We start from the raw sequence: 17,089 nt of genomic DNA, 5'->3' as shown, positions 1-17,089 counted from the left end.
ACCGACATTTCACCTCTGGGCGTTAGGCCGGGTCGGACCATTCACACCGAAGGCCGTCCAGCGCGACAATGATCCGTCTATTCAAACACTACATCCCGCACGCGGTGATCCTGCTGGGACTGATCGATCTGGTGCTGCTGTGCATCGCCGGGGAAATCGCCTGGCGGGTGCGCGCGGAGCAGATCGGGATTGCGGCCGGTGAGACACTCAGCCGACTGTGGCAGCTGTCGGCGTTCTCGGCGATCATCCTGACCGCGATGATCGCGGTGGGGGTCTATGGCTCGGACGCGCTGCGCTCGATGCGGTTTGCCACGGCGCGGTTGCTGGTGGCTATTTCGCTGGGGGTGATTGGGCTGGCGTTCGTCGATTTCCTGCTCGGCGGGCACAATTTCTGGCGCTCGACGCTGGCCTATACGATGGGGATCGCGATTGTCCTGTTGGTGCTCAACCGGCTGGTGATCGGCGGGCTGCTGGGCAACGCCGCATTTCGCCGCCGGGTGCTGGTGCTGGGCGCAGGCGCGCGGGCCGACCGGCTGCGCAAGCTGGCGGAGCGGCCCGAAAGCGGCTTCGTGATTGTCGGTTATGTGGCGATGACCGACAGCGCACCGGTGGTCGAGGAATCGATTGCGCGCAGTGCGATCCACAACCTGACCCGCCATGTCGAAAATCTCGACGTGACCGAAGTGGTGCTGGCGCTGGAAGAACGCCGCAATGCGCTGCCGCTGGGGGATCTGCTGCGGATCAAGACCACCGGGGTGCACGTCAACGACTTTTCGAGCTTTATCGAACGCGAAACGGGCCGGGTTGATCTCGATACGGTCAACCCCAGCTGGCTGATCTTTTCCGACGGGTTCTCATCCGGACGGATGGTGTCGAGCGCGGCGAAGCGGCTGTTCGACATTGCCGCGAGCGCGTTGCTGCTGGTGCTGACCGGACCGGTCATCGCGCTGTTCGCGCTTGCGGTGAAGCTGGACAGCAAGGGGCCAGCGTTCTTTCGCCAGACCCGCGTGGGGCTGTATGGGCAGGACTTTGACCTGATCAAGCTGCGCTCGATGCGCACCGATGCCGAGGCGAACGGGGCGCAGTGGGCGCAGAAGGATGACCCGCGCGTGACCCGGCTGGGCAAGTTCATCCGCAAGGTCAGGATCGACGAACTGCCGCAGGCGTGGGCGGTGCTGAAAGGCGAGATGAGCTTTGTCGGCCCGCGTCCGGAACGCCCGGAGTTTGTCGCCGATCTGGAAGAAAAGCTGCCCTATTACGCCGAACGTCACATGGTGAAGCCGGGGATCACCGGCTGGGCGCAGATCAACTATCCTTATGGCGCGTCGATCGAGGATTCGCGGCACAAGCTGGAATACGACCTGTACTACGCCAAGAACTATACGCCGTTTCTGGACCTGCTGATCCTGCTGCAAACCTTGCGGGTGGTGCTGTGGCACGAGGGCGCGCGCTAGGATGGCGCTGGCGACCACCCTTTGGCCGGGCATCGCCGCGCTGCTGTGGCTGATTGCCGCTGCGGCCTGCGGGGTTGTGGCCATGTGGCTGTGGCGCTTGGTCGAACGGTTTGGCCGGGCCTGCACCGCGCTGGCGCTGGCACTGGCGGTAACCGGGATATGGGCGCTGAGTTCCGGCTTGCTGGGACCAGCCAGCACGGTAACCGCACTGACCGAAGCGGGGCGCAACCTGGGCTGGCTGTTCGCGCTGTACCGGCTGTTTGCGGTCGACGGGCGGCTGGACAGCGTCCAGCCGGTCAGGCCGATGCTGTTTGCGCTGGGGTTTGTCGAACTGGTGCAGGGCTTTGCCCACGCCTTGTTCGACGCGGCCAGCGCGGCAGAGACTTCGCTGGCAGCCTATGCCTTCCAGACCGTGACACTGCTGCACCTGCTGTTGCAGATTGGCGGGTTGGTGCTGGTTCACAACCTCTATGTCGGGGCGCGGGCCGAAACGCGGTTGCTGCTGCGCTGGCCGGCCGCGGCGCTGCTGGTGCTGTGGGGGTTCGATCTCAATTACTATACGGTCGCCTATCTGACTTATGGCACGCCCGAAGTGCTCGCGGCGTTGCGTTCTGTCGCGGTGCTGGTCACGGCGCTGCTGCTCGCCATCGGGGCGCTGACCGGGCGGAAGGAAGCCAGCCTGCGGCCATCGCGCGCGGTGACCTTTCAGTCGCTGTCGCTGATGCTGATCGGCGGCTACCTGGTCAGCATGGTGGCGGTGGCGCAGTGGCTGTCGTGGTCGGGCGGGAACCTGACGGCCTCGCTGCAACTGGGCGTGCTGGCGGCAGCGACGGTGCTGGGCGTGGCGGTGCTGGCATCGGCGCGGATGCGCGGCTGGATGCAGGTGATGCTGACCAAGCACTTGTTCCAGCATCGCTATGATTACCGCACCGAATGGCTGCGCTTTACCCGCACGATTGCCAAGGCGGGTAGCGCCGGGACGACCCTGAACGAGCGGATCATTCGGGCGCTGGCCGACATTACCGACAGCCCGGCAGGCCTGCTGCTGACGCCGGGGGAGGGCGGCCAGCTTGAACTGGCGGCGCGCTGGCAGTGGCCCACGGCCGAGGTTCCTGCGGTCGCGCTGTCACAGGGGCCGTGCCGGTTCTTCGAACAGGGCGGCTATGTCGCTGATCTGGATGAACTGCGCGGCGGGCGGGCGAGCGCCGAGGCGGCCGCCGCTGTGCCGCAGTGGCTGCTGGATGACCCGCGCGCCTGGGCGCTGGTGCCACTGCTGCATTTCGAGCAACTGGTCGGCATGATCGTGCTCGCCCGCCCGCCGCACGCGCGCAAGCTGGACTGGGAAGACTTCGATCTGCTGCGCATCGCCGGACAGCAACTGGCGAGCTATCTGGCTGAACACGCCGGCCAGTCGGCGCTGGCCGAGGCGGGACGGTTTGACGATTTCAACCGGCGCATTGCCTTTGTCATGCATGACATCAAGAACCTGGCGAGCCAGCTCAGCCTGCTGGCCCGCAACGCTGAACAGCATTCCGACAATCCGGAATTTCAGCGCGATATGCTGATTACCCTGCGCAATTCATCGGACAAGCTGCACACGCTGTTGTCGCGCCTGTCGCGGTATGGTTCGTCCGCGATCGAGACGCTCAGCCCGGTCGCGGCCGATGAGGTCGCCGCTCGGGTCGCTGCGCAGTTCCAGTCGCTCCACCACGTCCAGCTGGTCGAGGCCGCGCCGTGCCGGGTGGCGGGGCAGGCGGATTCGCTGGAACAAGTGCTGGTCCATCTGGTCCAGAACGCAATTGATGCCAGCCCCGATGGTGCGCCGGTGTTCCTGCGGGTGGCCTGCGAAGGCCTGAGCGGGGTGATCGAAGTGCTCGATTCGGGCACCGGAATGAGCGCCGAATTCGTCCGCAGCCGGTTGTTCAAGCCGTTCGACAGTTCCAAGCCCGGCGGCTTCGGGATCGGCGCCTATGAGGCGCGCGAACTGGTTCGGGCGATGCGCGGGCGGCTGGAAGTGGAAAGCCGCGAAGGGCTGGGAAGCCGCTTCACCATTCATCTGCCGCTGTTCGATGCGGTGGAACTGATCGATACTCTTGCTGCCAAACGAGTTGCTTAAAATGTCCGATCCCAAACCCAAGCTGCTGATCGTCGAAGATGATGCGGGGCTGCAGGCCCAGCTGAAGTGGGCCTATCCCGAATTCGACGTGGTCATCGCCGGCGACCGGGCCAGCGCGCTGGCGGCGCTGCGGGCCGATGAACCCCCGGTGGTCACGCTGGACCTGGGCCTGCCGCCCGATCCCGACGGGACGAGCGAGGGCTTTGCCTTGCTCGACGCGATCATGGCGCTCAAGCCTGACACCAAGGTAATCGTCGCCAGCGGCCACGGCGCGCGCGAATCCGCGCTGTCGGCGATCGCCAAGGGGGCCTATGATTTCTATCAGAAGCCGGTCGATATCGAGGCGCTGGGGTTGATCGTCCGGCGCGCGCTGGAACTGCACCGGATCGAGGCGGAAAACCGCCAGCTGGCCACCCGGACCGGCGAAGGCAACCGCGTGCTGGGGCAGATGATCACGGGCGCGCCGGAAATGGTGAAAGTCGCCCGGACGATCGAACGCGTCGCCAACACCAACGTTTCGGTCATGCTGCTGGGGGCCAGCGGCACCGGCAAGGAACTGCTGGCGCGCGGCTTGCATGACGCGAGCGATCGTTGCGGCGGCGCATTCGTGGCCATCAACTGCGCGGCGATCCCGGAAAACCTGCTGGAAAGCGAACTGTTCGGGCACGAAAAAGGCGCGTTCACCGGGGCGGTCAAGACCACCGAGGGCAAGATCGAGCTGGCCCACGGCGGCACGCTGTTCCTCGATGAAGTCGGCGATATTCCGCTGCCCTTGCAGGTCAAGCTGTTGCGGTTCCTGCAGGAACGGGTGATCGAGCGGATCGGATCGCGCAAATCAATTGCGGTCGACACGCGGATCGTATGCGCGACGCATCAGGACCTTGAAGCGATGATCGCGGATGGGCGGTTCCGTGAGGACTTGTTCTATCGCCTGGCTGAGATCGTCATCAAGATTCCCAGTCTGGCTGAACGCCCCGGCGATGCCGGGTTGCTGGCGAAGGCGTTCCAGACCCGGTTTTCGCGGGAAATGAACCCATCGGTCAAAGGCTTTGCCGCCGATGCACTCGCCGCAATCGATGCCTGGCACTGGCCGGGCAACGTCCGTGAACTGGAAAACCGGGTGAAGCGCGCGGTCATCATGGCCGATGGCAAGCTGATTTCCGCAGCCGATCTGGATCTGGCCGATCCGGACGAAGCGGGCGAAGTGGCGCTGAACCTCAAATCCGCGCGCGAGGGAGCCGACCGGCGGGTGATCCGGCACGCACTGGCCCGCAGCGAAGGCAATATCTCGCAAACGGCCAAGCTGCTGGGGATCAGCCGCCCGACGCTCTACGATCTGCTCAAGCAATACGATCTTCAGGCCTGAAGCCAGTGCTGGTGCGCCGCCTGTTCGCCGCGCTGGGCCTTGCCGGGGTGCTGCTGGCAGCGCCGCTGCTGGCCTTGCCGGACGTTCAGCAAGGGCCGATCAACGCGGCCCGCGCGGCGCTGCAACGGGGTGACGGGATTGCGGCGGAAGCCGCGTTGCGCAACGCGATCAAGGCCGGTGCGCCGCGGGACGCGGTGGCGGCGTGGATGGGGGAAGCCTTCATCTATCAGGGCGATCTGGCGCGCGCGCGGGGCTGGCTGGAGCCGGGGCAGTTCACCCCCGATGCGGCGGGGCGGGGCTGGCAGGCGCTGGGGATGCTGGAACGGCTGGATGGCAACCTGCCCGCCGCCGGTCAGGCCTATGACCGGGCGCTGGCGCTGATGCCGGACGATGCGCAGTTGTGGGTCGATATTGGCCGCCTGCGCTATCAGGGGGGAGAGCAGATTCTGGCGGTCGACGCGGTAAACCGGGCGCTGACGGCCGATCCGGACAATGTCCGCGCGCTGGAGTTTCAGGCCCAGCTGCGCCGCGACCAGTCCGGCTGGGAGGCCGCGCTGCCGCTGTTTGAGCGCGCGCTGGAAATCGCCCCCGAAGACCTGTCGCTGCTGAGCGGATATGCCGCAACGCTGGGCGAACTGGGGCAGACCACCCGGATGCTGGCGGTGACCCGCCAGATGATCGAGGTCGCGCCGAGCCATCCTTATGCCTTTTACCTGCAGGCCGTGCTGGCCGCGCGCGCCGGGAAGATGGAACTGGCCCGCAGCCTGCTGGCCCGCACCGGCGACAAGCTGAAGGGGATGCCAGCCGCGCTGGAACTGCAGGGCTTGCTGGAACTGGAAGCAGGCAACGCCAATCTTGCCGCCGGTCTGCTCGAACCGCTGGCGCAGCGCCAGGGGGCGAACCAGAAGCTGCAACTGCTGCTGGCCCGCGCGCTTTATGAAGCGGGTGATTACGGCAAGCTGCATAGCCGGTTCGATGCGCTGGCGGCACGCCCCGACGCTCCGGCCTACCTGCTGCTGCTGCTGTCCCGCGCGCATGAGGAGCAGGGCAATCGCGCCGCCGCCGCGCCGCTGCTCGACCGGGCGGCGGGAGCGACGATCCCTGCGCTGATGCCGATCCCGGAACGGGACCCGATCGGCGTGCTGGCGCTGCGCTGGAATGCGGCGCCGGGGTCGCCGGAAACGGCGGTCCCCTATGCCCGCAGCCTGCTGGCGGTGCGCGATCTGCGCGGCGCGGCCGGAGTGGCCGGCCGGTTCCGGCAATTGCATCCCGGATCGTCCGAGGCGCTGGCGCTGTGGGGCGATGTCGCGCTGGCCACCGGTCAGGCGGGCGAAGCGCTGGCGGCCTATGACCAGTCGGCGCAAATCCGCTTTCCCGAACCGCTGCTGCTGCGCATGGGCGAAGCGTTCGACAAGGCCGGGCGCGGGCGCGATGCGATGACGGTTACCGCCAACTACCTCGCCGCGTTTCCCGGCAGCCGGTTGGCCGCGCGGATGGGGGCGAGCCACCGCGCGTTTACTGGCGACTGGGCAGGTGCCCGCGCGCTGCTGGAAAGCCTGCGCGCACGCGGCGGCAATCGCGATGTGCGGCTGCTCGCCGATCTCAGCCTGGCCCAGCTGCGGACGGATGACGTCAAGGCCGCGCAGGAAAGTGCGGCGCGCGCCTATGCGCTGCAACGCGGCAGCGGGGTTGCGGCGCAGGCGCTGGGGATGGCGCTGGCCGCCGCGGGCAAGGAACCGCAGCGCGCCCGCGACCTGCTGGACAAGGCGCGCAAGATGGGCGGCGACAACCCGTTGCTGGCGGAAGCGCGCGCGCAACTCGCGGGAAACGGCGCCGCCTGACCGGAATTGTTCTGGATAAGGCTCGACAGGGCCGCCAAGGCAATTTAATCGCATGATTAAATGCTGGATCAACAGACTGTAAGGTGAGGCTGCGATGGCGGGTGTTCTGCAAGGGGTGACGGTAATTGAACTGGCGGGGATCGGACCCGGCCCGTTCTGCGGGATGATGCTGGCCGATCACGGCGCACGGGTGATCCGCGTGGAGCGGCCGGCCAATGCAGGCCGGTTCGGCGATGGCGGCAACCGCGATATCCTGAACCGCAACCGTGAACGGATCGAACTGGACCTGAAAGATCCGGCGGCGATTGAACAGATCAAGGAACTGGTCAGGACGGCCGATGCGCTGATCGAAGGGTATCGGCCTGGGGTGCTGGAACGGCTGGGGCTGGGGCCGGAAGTGCTACTGGCGATCAACCCGAAACTGGTGATCGGGCGGATGACCGGCTGGGGTCAGGACGGGCCGATGGCGCCGCTGGCGGGCCATGACATCAACTATATCGCGCTGACCGGCGCGCTCCATTCCTATGGCCGCAAGGGCGAAAAACCCAGCTTCCCGGTCAATGCCGTGGGCGATTTTGGCGGTGGCGGGATGATGCTGGCGTTCGGCGTGGTCTCGGCCATTCTGCATGCGCGCAGCGGCGGACCGGGCCAGGTGGTCGATTGCGCGATGGTCGATGGTGCGGCGATCCTGTCGGCGATGACTTATACCTTCCTGGGCAATGGCCAGTGGAAGGATGAGCGCGGGGTCAACCTGCTCGATTCGGGCACGCACTTCTATGACACCTACGAAACCAGCGACGGGAAGTGGATCTCGCTCGGTTCGATCGAGCCGCAGTTCTATGCGCTGCTGATGGAAAAGACCGGCCTGACCGGCGATCCGGACTTTGCCCAGCAGATGAACCCGGCCAAGTGGGACGAGCTGAAAGCGCGGATGACCGCGCTGATCCTGACCAGGACGCGCGATGAATGGTGCGCGATCATGGACGGCACCGATATCTGCTTTGCCCCCGTGCTCAGCCTGACCGAAGCGCCGCAGCACGCGCACAACGTGGCGCGTGCGACGTTTGTCGAAGACGGCGGGATGGTCCAGCCCGCACCTGCGCCGCGCTTTTCCGCCACGCCCGCGCCGCCGGTTTCGCTGGCCGGTCGTTAAGGCGTAAAGCCCCTTTCCAAACGCTGTCATTCCCGCGAAAGCGGGGATGACAGTTGAGGGGCGACGTTGTGAATTTCCTGACACGGCTTGATCTGCTGGTGCGCGTTCTGCTGGCGGCCATCGCGCTGGCAATCGTGCTGCCGGTAACCGGTGCCGCGCGCGAAGTGGTGCAGTTCATCGCCAACGCGGCGGTGTTCATCCTGTTCTTCCTCAACGGGCTGCGCCTGCCGCGCCATGAAGTGCGCGCGGGCCTGTCGAATCACCGCCTGCTCTGGCCGCTGACGGCGTGGGTCTATGGCGTCATGGCGCTGGCGGGCTGGGCGACCTGGCAGCTGGGGCAGGGCTGGATGCCCCCGATGATCGCGCTGGGCTTTCTCTATCTGGGCTGCATGCCGTCCACGGTCCAGTCGGCGACGGCCTACAGCTCGCTGGGCGGGGGCAATGTCGCCAGTTCAGTGATTGCGGCGGCGCTGCTCAACATTCTGGGCGTGTTCATTTCCGCGCCGCTGTTCTCGTTGCTGGGCGGGGGCGGCGCGGCGGAATTTCATGCCGACAGCCTGGTCAAGGTGATCGGCATGCTGCTGGTCCCGTTCATCGCCGGGCAGCTCATGCAGGACCGGCTGGGCGATTGGGTCAAGGGCCATCGTCAGCTGGTGACGGGGATGGACCGCGCGGCGATTGCCATCGCGGTCTATGTCGCGTTTTCCGGCGCGGTGGAGCAGCGGTTCTGGACGCGGATCGATCTGGAGGGCTGGGTCTGGCTGATCGCCGGAACGAGTGTGCTGCTGGTCATCGGCCACCTTGGCGCGTGGTGGCTGGGCCGCGCCGTGGGGCTGGACCGCGCCAACCGCGTGACCATGCTGTTCGCGGGCGGGCAGAAAAGCATCGCCATGGGCGCGCCGATGGCGACCGTGCTGTTTCCGCCCGCCGTGGCGGGGGTGATCCTGCTGCCGATCCTGCTGTACCACCTGGTCCAGCTGATCATCGCCGCGCCAATTGCGGTGCGGCTGCGCGGCGGTTGATCAGTCCGCCCGGACGGCGGTTTCGAGCTCGCCGTCGGGGAACTTGCGCTTGTGGCGGATCGACCACCACAGCGACAGCCCGATCAGCACTGCGCCGATCAGCCCGGTGATCGTTTCGGGGATGTGGAACTTGGCCGAGGCCAGCATGATCCCGCCCAGCGCGATGATCGCCCAGAATGCCCCATGTTCAAGGAACCGGTATTCCGCCAGCGTGCCCTTTTGCACCAGCATGATCGTCATCGAACGCACGAACATCGCGCCGATCGACAGGCCCAGCGCGATCACCACCATGTTGTTCGACAGGGCGAACGCCCCGATCACGCCGTCAAAGCTGAAGCTGGCGTCGAGGATATTGAGATAAAGGAACCCGCCAAGGCCGGAACGGATGACCGCGCCTTGCGCCGCCAGCGCCTGTTCGCGCATTTCCAGCAATGTCCCCAGCGCTTCAACCGCGATGAACGTGACGATCCCGAGCGTGCCCGCAACCATGAAGGTCAGCGCGTCGGCCGGGTTCAGCAGGCCGGAAATCAGATAGATCACCACCAGCAGGATCGCGATTTCGGCCGCCTTGATGTTGGAACAAGCGCTCAACTTCTGTTCGATCCAGGCGATCCAGTGGACGTTCTTTTCACCGTCGAAAAAGAACGACAGGCCGACCATCGTCAGGAACGCGCCGCCGAAACCGGCAATGCCGACATGCGCGCTTGATACGATTTCCTCATAGCGTTTGGGGTCGTTGAGAGACAGGTTGATCGCATCCATCGGGCCGAGTCCGGCCGCAATTGCCACGATCGCCAGCGGGAACACGATTCGCATCCCGAACACCGCGATCAGCATCCCCCAGGTCAGGAACCGGCGCTGCCAGATCTCGTCCATTTCATCGAGCACGGACGCGTTGATCACCGCGTTGTCGAACGACAGCGATACTTCCAGGATCGACAGGACAACCACGATCCACAGCATGCTCAGCGTGCCGGCAATCGTGCCGGTCTGCATCCAGCCATACCATACCGCGATGGCCAGACAGAACAGCGTGAACAGGATAGCGACCTTGTAATAGCGCAGCACGATGAATTTCCCTGTCAGACTGGCCGGTCCTGATCAGGACGCGTCGTGCGGCCCTTACTTGGGTTGATAGGTTTGTTCCAGCCCCGGAAACTGGCGCGCGCGCACTTCGGCTGCGTAACGCTCTGCCGCGCCGGAAATCGTCTCGGCAATCGCTTCATAGCGTTTCACGAACCGGGGGACGCGCTCGAACATGCCCAGCATGTCCTCGGTCACCAGCACTTGCCCGTCACACTGGGCGGACGCGCCGATGCCGATGGTCGGGCACTGGATCGCCTGGGTGACTGCAATGGCGATCGGTTCAACCACCCCTTCGACGACCACCGCAAATGCCCCGGCTTCGTCCAGCGCCACAGCGTCGGCGACGATCTTGGCCGCTTCGGCATCGCTGCGGCCGCGCGCGTTGTAGCCGCCCAGCACGTTGACCGCCTGCGGGGTCAGCCCGACGTGGCCCATCACCGGGATGCCGCGCGCGGTCAGGAACGCAACCGTTTCGGCCATCACCGCGCCGCCTTCGAGCTTGACCGCCGCGCAGCCGGTTTCCTTGAGCAGCCGGGCCGCGCTGGCAAACGCCTGCTGCGGCGAGGCTTCGTATGCGCCGAACGGCATATCGACCACCACGGCGGCATGATAACTGCCGCGCACCACCGCCGCGCCGTGGGCCGCCATCATGTCGAGCGTCACCGGTACGCTGGAGGGCAGGCCATAGATCACCTGACCGAGCGAGTCCCCGACCAGCAGCAGATCGCAATGCGCATCCAGCAACTGCGCCTGCCGCGCAGTATAGGCCGTCAGCATCACGACCGGATCAGCCGTTACGCCGCCCACCTTGCGCTGGCGGATCGCGGGGATCGTCAGCCGCTTCATCGGGGCGGGGGTGGGGTTGGCGCGGCTGGTCGCGGTGTCGAGCTGGAAAGTGGTGGACATCCCGCCTGTCTAGCCCGTCCCGCAAAGCTGGGGAAGAGGCACCAGTTAACCCTTGCCATCGCTTCGCTTCGCGTTAGCTTCCCGCCGCAGGGAATGGTGGCGGACTGTCCATGCGGCGGGCCGCCCATAAAGTTTAGGGGAACCGCATGTTCGGTCGCGTCAAATCACTCGACGCCATTTTGGCAACTGCCGAAAAGAAATCACTTCATCGTTCGCTTGGTGCCTTTCAGCTGACCATGCTGGGCGTTGGCGCGATCATCGGCACCGGCATTTTCGTGCTGACCGCAGAAGCCGCGCAAAAGGCCGGGCCGGGGATGCTGATCAGCTTCATCATCGCCGGGTTCGTCTGCGCCGTAGCCGCGCTGTGTTATGCTGAAATGGCATCGATGGTGCCGGTTTCTGGTTCGGCTTACACGTACAGCTATGCTGTCATGGGCGAATTGCTGGCCTGGATGGTCGGCTGGGCGCTGGTGCTGGAATACGCCGTTGCGGCCGGGGCCGTGGCGGTTGGCTGGTCGGGCTATTTCGTGGGCTTGCTCAGGGAATACCTGGGTATCACGCTGCCGGCCGAACTGGTCAACGCCGATGCCCTGATCGCCCAGATCAAGCTGGCGTTCGGTGCCACCAACAGCGAAGCGATCCAGACCGCGATTGCCACGGGCGGGTTCGTCAACCTGCCCGCCGCGATCATCGCGCTGCTGGTGACCTGGCTGCTGGTGATCGGGACCAAGGAAAGCGCCTATATCAACGCTGTCCTGGTGATGGTGAAGATCACGGCGCTGACGCTGTTTGTCATCCTGGCATTGCCAGTGATGAACAGCGCCAACTTCGAACCGTTCGCGCCGCTCGGCTTTGGCGGGATTTCGGCCGCTGCGGCCTCGATCTTCTTTGCCTACGTCGGGTTCGACGCGGTTTCGACTGCGGCCGAAGAAACCAAGAACCCGCAGCGCAACATGCCGATCGGCCTGATCGGCAGCCTTGCGATCTGCACCGTGTTCTACATCCTGGTGGCATCGGGCGTGATCGGTTCGGTCGGTGCGCAGCCGCTGTTCGATGCGGCTGGCAATGCGCTGGCACCGGGCAGCACCGAACTGGCCGCAGCCTGCGTTACCGACGCGGGCAAATCGGTGGTCTGTTCGAAGGAGGCACTGGCCTGGACGCTGCGTGAAATCGGCTGGCAGCAGATCGGCAACCTCGTCGGCCTCGCCGCCGGTCTGGCGCTGCCTTCGGTCATCCTGATGATGATGTTCGGCCAGACCCGCATCTTCTTCGTGATGAGCCGCGACGGCCTTCTGCCCGAAGTGCTGAGCAAGGTTCACCCCAAGTATCACACCCCGCACGTCGTGACCGTGATCACCGGGATCTTCGTGGCGATTTTCGCCGCGCTGTTCCCGGTCGGCGCGCTGGCGGACATCTCGAACTCCGGCACGTTGTTCGCGTTCGCAATGGTGGCAATCGCGGTGCTGATGCTGCGCAAGCGCGACCCGTCGCGCACGCGTCCGTTCCGCACCCCGGCGGTGTGGCTGGTTTCGCCGCTGGCCGCGTTCGGATGTCTCTATCTGTTCTGGAGCCTGTCGGGTTACACCAAGCTGCTGTTTGTCGGTTGGGCCGTGATCGGTCTGATCGTCTACTTTGCCTACAGCCGCAAACGCAGCCACGTTGGCCGCGGGCTGGTCGAAGTGCACGAAATGGATGCCGACGTGCCGCCGCAGCCGGTGCCGCCGCTGCCGGGCGGGATTGATCTGAACGATTGATCCCGGCCGCAAGGCTGACTTCAAGAGGGCCGCTTCCCGGTGGGGAGCGGCCTTTTTTGCTGGTTGCGGATTGCCGCCCGGTTTGTGCGCGAAGCAAGCCGGACCCCGGATCAGGTCCGGGGGTGACGAAAGCGGGGGAACGCGCCGCCAGACGCACGCGCGCGGCTGGTTCTGCCAATCCGGCAGAGCGTGCATCAGCGTTGTTGTGGTGAAAAAGGTTGGTGACCCCTACGGGAATCGAACCCGTGTTTCAGCCGTGAAAGGGCCGCGTCCTAGACCGCTAGACGAAGGGGCCAAAAGCCATGTCGCCACCGTCAAAGATGGTGACCCCTACGGGAATCGAACCCGTGTTTCAGCCGTGAAAGGGCCGCGTCCTAGACCGCTAGACGAAGGGGCCAAACCGGCTGGCACCGGAGGCGAGCCGCGCGTTTAGGCAAGCGTACGAAGAGGGTCAAGCCCCCGCGCACGATTATTTCAGTCGAGCCACGCCGCGTCCTCGACATGCAGTTCGGCTTGCGGGCGGCTGGACCAGTCATCGATCTTCGCACGCCCCGCCAGCCACAGCCGCCGGTCGCGCGAACGGTGGAGCAGGGCCTGGCCCAGATCGGTGGTCGCCGCGCGAAATGCGATCGCCTTGAAGCTGCTGCCGTCATCGCCCCGCACGATCAGCCGGACGTGATCGGTGCCCACCAGATCGGCCTTGACCAGCCGGAGCGGGCCGACCGCGATTCGCGGGCCGGGCCAGCCCATGCCGAACGGCCCGGCGGTTTCCATCGCCTCGACCAGTGCCGGTGCCAGCCCGCGCGGGGCCAGCGCCAGATCCAGCAGCACGGCCTGATTGGCCATTGCTGCGGTCACGCTGGCGCCCAGCCGTTCGTCCAGCCAGTCCGCCAGCGCGTCCAGCTGGTCCGGGGCGATTGTTAGACCAGCGGCCATGGCGTGCCCGCCGCCGGCGACCAGCAAGCCTGCCGCGCGGGCGGCAATGATCGCGGCGCCCAGGTCCACCCCGGCGATGGAACGGCCAGAGCCTTTGCCATTGCCGGCCTCGTCCAGCGCGATCACCAGCGTCGGTTTGCCGGTCTTTTCCTTGATCCGTCCGGCGACGATCCCGATCACGCCGGGGTGCCAGCCGCGCCCCGCCAGGCAGATCACGGCGCGGTTGTGCTGGGCGGCCAGTTGCGCTTCGGCGGCTTCCTGCACGGCGGCCTCGATCGCGCGGCGCTCCTCGTTGAGGGCGGACAGCTGCGCGGCGATCATCTTCGCCTCGTCGGGGTCTTCAGTGGTCAGCAGCCGCACGCCCAGCGTCGATTCGCCCACGCGCCCGCCTGCGTTGATGCGCGGTCCCAGCGCAAACCCCAGGTCCGAACAGGTCGGCGCGCGGCTCAGGCGGCTGGCGTCGATCAGCGCGGCCATGCCGATATTCTCGCGCCGGGCCATCACTTTCAGCCCTTGCGCCACCAGCGCGCGGTTCAGCCCGTGCAGCGCGGCGACGTCCGCCACGGTGCCCAGCGCGACCAGATCGAGCAGCGAAAACAGGTCCGGTTCCGCGCGGCCCTTGAAAAAGTCCTGCGCGCGCAAGGTCCGCACCAGTGCAACCGCCAGCAGGAACGCGACGCCCACGGCCGCAAGATGGCCATGGGCGGCGCCCAGATCGCTTTCATCGAGCCGGTTGGGGTTCACCAGCGCCATCGCGCGTGGCAGCACGGCGGCGCACTTATGGTGATCGACCACCACCACGTCCACGCCCGCGCCGTGCGCCATTTCCAGCGCTTCATAGGCCATCGCCCCGCAATCGACCGTGACGATCAGGCTGGAGCCTTCCTCGGCCAGACGCACCAGCGCCTCACCCGACGGGCCATAGCCTTCGAGCAGCCGGTCCGGGATGTAATAGCGCGAGGGCTGGCCCAGATCGCGCAGCAGCCGCACCAGCAGCGCGGCGCTGGTCGCGCCATCGACGTCATAGTCGCCATAGATGGTGACCTGTTCGCCGGTCAGCACGGCCTGCGCCAGCCGCTCTGCCGCTGCGTCCATGTCGCGGAACGCTGACGGATCGGGCAGGAACGCGCGCAGCGATGGGTTGCGGTGCCGTTCAAGGTCTTCGGGCGGAACCCCGCGCGAGAGCAACAACTGGGTCACCAGATCGTGTTCCAGCGTCGCCGCATTGCCGCCGCCGACATCCATGTTGCCGCCGCGCCAGCGCCAGATACGGCCGGAAAGCGAACGGTCGATGCCGAGGATCGATGAGGATGCGGTGGACATGCTCCCCGGCTACTCCATTGCGATCATCAACGGAAGTTGCGCGCGCCGCCTTTCGACAATTGACAAGCGGGGCGGGGAAGGGTCCGTTAGGGCGCACGCAGCAAAGGAAACGTATTTGCCGGATCAGCTGGCGATCATCTGGCACAGCCGCACGGGCGCGGCGCGGGCGCTGGCTGAAGCGGCGCACGGCGGGGCTGACGGCGCAGCGCGGCTGATCGCGGCAGATCAGGTGACCCCGGCAGACCTGCTGGCGGCGGGGGGATACCTGTTCGTGTGTCCCGAAAACCTGGGCGCGCTGTCTGGTCCGATGAAGGAAATGTTCGATTCCTGCTATTATCCGCTGCTTGGCCGGATCGAAGGGCGCGCCTATGCGACCGTGATCGCGGCGGGCAGTGCGGGCCAGGGCGCACAGGCCCAGCTGGACCGGATCGTTACTGGCTGGCGGCTGAAACGGGTGGCGGACGGGGTGATCGTCAATCTGGATGCCCAGACGCCCGAGGCGATCCTGGCGGCCAAAGTGGTGCCTGCCGCAGCGCTGGAACAGGCGGCACAACTGGGGGCAGCGCTGGCTGAGGGGGTGGCGCTGGGTGTGTTCTGACCGGATGGCTCCGTTATGGCGGCATTTGCTGTGTCCGGACTCGACTTGTCGGTTGAAAAAATGCCAGAGAATAAAGGGCATAGGCGGCTTGGGAGACTATCATCGTTGCAGCGAATGACATCGCGGAAAACGCTGGCGGCGCGGGCGGTGCGATCCTGTCGCTACTGTTCGCGCCCGGTCAGCGGCCGGATGCCGATGCGCTGCAAGCCCTGTCGGCCATCAGCCTGCGCGGTTCGGCCGACCTGCCGATTGCGTTCTCGGTAACCGCGCGCGGCGCGGACGACGATGGCTGGGCTGAATTGCTGGCGATGGGGCTGGCGTTCGATTGCCTTGAACTTGCCCCCGGCCGGGCCACCCGTCCGGTCGATCCGGGCCAGCCGCTGGGACTGGATGCTGCGCCGGACGGTGAACTGATCGTGCTGCAACCCGGACCGCACCTGATCGACGGGGCGGGGCTGCTGCCGGTGGTGCGGGTGCTGGCCGGCCTTGGGCTGGCGCTCTGCACGTTGCCGGGCGTGCGGGCGGTCTGCTGGGGGCCGGCGGGCACCTGCATGGCGCCTGATTATTATCAGCGGATCGTGGCGGGCTGGCTGGCGGGCGGCGCGTTTCCGGCGCTGGGGCTGACGATGCTGAACCGCACGGCGGGCGGGGTGATGGAATCGCGCGGGCTGGCCTTTCTGACCGGTCAGGAACTGCGGTTTGAACCCGGACCCGACGTTTCGGCGCAGCACGCCGGTCAGATCGCGGTGCGGTTGATCCACCTGCTGGCCGAACACGGCCCTGTGCTCGCCGCCCAAGATCTTGCCGGACCGGTGGGTGAACTGCTCCACGCCGCTCCGGAAGGAGCCGTGTTGCGGGTCTGGATGTGAACGTGCTGGCGCACACCCGGCAGGTGGGTCTGCGTCCGCAGCTGTCCTTCCGGGCGGTGAACCGGCGGGATGTGCCGGGCTATGATCCGGGGTTGCAGCGCCATCATATCCTGCCCCGGCAAGTGCTGTCGTGCCCCAGTCTGGTGCCGATGCTCAGCGAACTGGGGCAGGACCGGATCGGGTTTGACGATTTCCGCCGCAATGGCCTGTTGCTTCCCGCCAACGATTTTGCGGCTGTGCGGATCGGCCTGCCGCTGCATCGCGGGCCGCACCGCACCTATAACGAACTGGTGCTGGAACGGATCGGCCAGATTGAAGCTGGCTGGTCGGCCCAGCGCCCGCGCGCGCCGGAACTGGCGCTGAACGATGCGCTGATGCGGCTAGAATTGCTGCAACGCGCCCTGCGCCGCCGCCTGCTGGACCAGCGCCGCCGGATGCGGCTGAACACGCGCGACCCGCTGGCGCAAGGCGCGCTGGGACAGGGCGTGGACTTTGCCGAACTCGATGCAATGGCCGCGCTGCTCTGGCCGGATACGGCGGGGGAATAGCGCGCGAAAACGCTACTCCCTCCCCTTCAGGGGAGGGTTGGGGAGGGGGCGGCCAGCTCAGCTCATCACGCCCCCACCCCCAGCCCCTCCCCTGAAAGGGAGGGGGGAATGGTTGGG

13 protein-coding genes and 2 tRNA genes are annotated in these 17,089 nt (G+C 66.2%); 10 read left to right on the top strand and 5 right to left on the bottom strand.

Annotated elements, in window-relative coordinates:
• Positions 1-68: 68 nt before the first annotated feature.
• The 6 genes from Q8Q53_RS08130 (at position 69) to Q8Q53_RS08105 (ending at position 8,952) form a co-directional block, all read left to right on the top strand.
• A complete protein-coding gene (locus tag Q8Q53_RS08130) occupies positions 69-1,454 on the top strand; it encodes a TIGR03013 family XrtA/PEP-CTERM system glycosyltransferase (protein WP_305701265.1) in 1,386 nt (461 codons plus the stop codon).
• A 1-nt stretch (position 1,455) separates the two neighbouring features.
• Complete coding sequence (gene prsK, locus Q8Q53_RS08125) at positions 1,456-3,570, top strand: XrtA/PEP-CTERM system histidine kinase PrsK (RefSeq protein ID WP_305701264.1); 2,115 nt, start codon at positions 1,456-1,458, stop codon at positions 3,568-3,570.
• 1 nt (position 3,571) lies between these two features.
• On the top strand, positions 3,572-4,936 hold the full coding sequence (gene prsR / locus Q8Q53_RS08120) for a PEP-CTERM-box response regulator transcription factor (RefSeq protein ID WP_305701263.1): 1,365 nt from the start codon (positions 3,572-3,574) through the stop codon (positions 4,934-4,936).
• Positions 4,937-4,941: 5 nt separating this feature from the next.
• Positions 4,942-6,777 carry a tetratricopeptide repeat protein gene (locus Q8Q53_RS08115; protein WP_305701262.1) on the top strand — a complete coding sequence of 612 codons (1,836 nt, stop codon included), beginning with the start codon at positions 4,942-4,944 and terminating at the stop codon, positions 6,775-6,777.
• A gap of 94 nt (positions 6,778-6,871) precedes the next feature.
• On the top strand, positions 6,872-7,930 hold the full coding sequence (locus Q8Q53_RS08110) for a CaiB/BaiF CoA-transferase family protein (RefSeq protein ID WP_305701261.1): 1,059 nt from the start codon (positions 6,872-6,874) through the stop codon (positions 7,928-7,930).
• Between the two features lie 68 nt (positions 7,931-7,998).
• On the top strand, positions 7,999-8,952 hold the full coding sequence (locus tag Q8Q53_RS08105; RefSeq protein WP_305701260.1) for a bile acid:sodium symporter family protein: 954 nt from the start codon (positions 7,999-8,001) through the stop codon (positions 8,950-8,952).
• Here Q8Q53_RS08105 and Q8Q53_RS08100 read toward each other — a convergent pair whose 3' ends face one another.
• Together Q8Q53_RS08100 and panB are read right to left on the bottom strand one after the other, a co-directional pair.
• Complete coding sequence (locus Q8Q53_RS08100; protein WP_305701259.1) at positions 8,953-10,020, bottom strand: DUF475 domain-containing protein; 1,068 nt, start codon at positions 10,018-10,020, stop codon at positions 8,953-8,955.
• A gap of 54 nt (positions 10,021-10,074) precedes the next feature.
• Entirely contained in the window at positions 10,075-10,944 is an 870-nt protein-coding gene (panB, locus tag Q8Q53_RS08095) for a 3-methyl-2-oxobutanoate hydroxymethyltransferase (protein ID WP_305701258.1), read from the bottom strand.
• Positions 10,945-11,090: 146 nt separating this feature from the next.
• On the opposite strand from panB, the gene Q8Q53_RS08090 reads away from it, so the two are divergent.
• Positions 11,091-12,698 carry an amino acid permease gene (locus Q8Q53_RS08090; RefSeq protein ID WP_305701257.1) on the top strand — a complete coding sequence of 536 codons (1,608 nt, stop codon included), beginning with the start codon at positions 11,091-11,093 and terminating at the stop codon, positions 12,696-12,698.
• A 219-nt stretch (positions 12,699-12,917) separates the two neighbouring features.
• Here the strand turns inward: Q8Q53_RS08090 and Q8Q53_RS08085 are convergent.
• The 3 genes from Q8Q53_RS08085 to recJ all read right to left on the bottom strand — a co-directional run bounded on the left by Q8Q53_RS08085 (position 12,918) and on the right by recJ (position 14,957).
• A tRNA-Glu gene (locus Q8Q53_RS08085) sits at positions 12,918-12,993 on the bottom strand.
• 26 nt (positions 12,994-13,019) lie between these two features.
• Positions 13,020-13,095, bottom strand: a tRNA-Glu gene (locus Q8Q53_RS08080).
• A gap of 77 nt (positions 13,096-13,172) precedes the next feature.
• Complete coding sequence (recJ, locus tag Q8Q53_RS08075) at positions 13,173-14,957, bottom strand: single-stranded-DNA-specific exonuclease RecJ (RefSeq protein ID WP_305701256.1); 1,785 nt, start codon at positions 14,955-14,957, stop codon at positions 13,173-13,175.
• A gap of 115 nt (positions 14,958-15,072) precedes the next feature.
• Here recJ and Q8Q53_RS08070 point away from each other — a divergent pair, with 115 nt between their 5' ends.
• The 3 genes from Q8Q53_RS08070 (at position 15,073) to Q8Q53_RS08060 (ending at position 16,972) form a co-directional block, all read left to right on the top strand.
• Positions 15,073-15,555 carry an NAD(P)H-dependent oxidoreductase gene (locus tag Q8Q53_RS08070; RefSeq protein WP_305701255.1) on the top strand — a complete coding sequence of 161 codons (483 nt, stop codon included), beginning with the start codon at positions 15,073-15,075 and terminating at the stop codon, positions 15,553-15,555.
• Positions 15,556-15,854: 299 nt separating this feature from the next.
• Entirely contained in the window at positions 15,855-16,424 is a 570-nt protein-coding gene (locus Q8Q53_RS08065) for a hypothetical protein (RefSeq protein ID WP_305701254.1), read from the top strand.
• A 2-nt stretch (positions 16,425-16,426) separates the two neighbouring features.
• Complete coding sequence (locus Q8Q53_RS08060; protein WP_305701253.1) at positions 16,427-16,972, top strand: AHH domain-containing protein; 546 nt, start codon at positions 16,427-16,429, stop codon at positions 16,970-16,972.
• The last annotated feature ends 117 nt before the right edge of the window (positions 16,973-17,089 follow it).

Source organism: Novosphingobium sp. (genome assembly GCF_030699305.1).
Taxonomy (GTDB): Bacteria; Pseudomonadota; Alphaproteobacteria; order Sphingomonadales; family Sphingomonadaceae; genus Novosphingobium.
Note: the sequence above shows the minus strand (reverse complement) of the source record. Positions and strands in the feature narration are given on the sequence as shown.

Excerpts from the sequence above, each read along its gene's own strand:
- Q8Q53_RS08130 (WP_305701265.1), top strand. The coding sequence starts at position 69 with ATGATCCGTCTATTCAAACACTACATCCCGCACGCGGTGATCCTGCTG.
- prsK (WP_305701264.1), top strand. The coding sequence starts at position 1,456 with ATGGCGCTGGCGACCACCCTTTGGCCGGGCATCGCCGCGCTGCTGTGG.
- prsR (WP_305701263.1), top strand. The coding sequence starts at position 3,572 with ATGTCCGATCCCAAACCCAAGCTGCTGATCGTCGAAGATGATGCGGGG.
- Q8Q53_RS08110 (WP_305701261.1), top strand. The coding sequence starts at position 6,872 with ATGGCGGGTGTTCTGCAAGGGGTGACGGTAATTGAACTGGCGGGGATC.
- panB (WP_305701258.1), bottom strand. The coding sequence starts at position 10,944 with ATGTCCACCACTTTCCAGCTCGACACCGCGACCAGCCGCGCCAACCCC.
- Q8Q53_RS08090 (WP_305701257.1), top strand. The coding sequence starts at position 11,091 with ATGTTCGGTCGCGTCAAATCACTCGACGCCATTTTGGCAACTGCCGAA.
- recJ (WP_305701256.1), bottom strand. The coding sequence starts at position 14,957 with ATGTCCACCGCATCCTCATCGATCCTCGGCATCGACCGTTCGCTTTCC.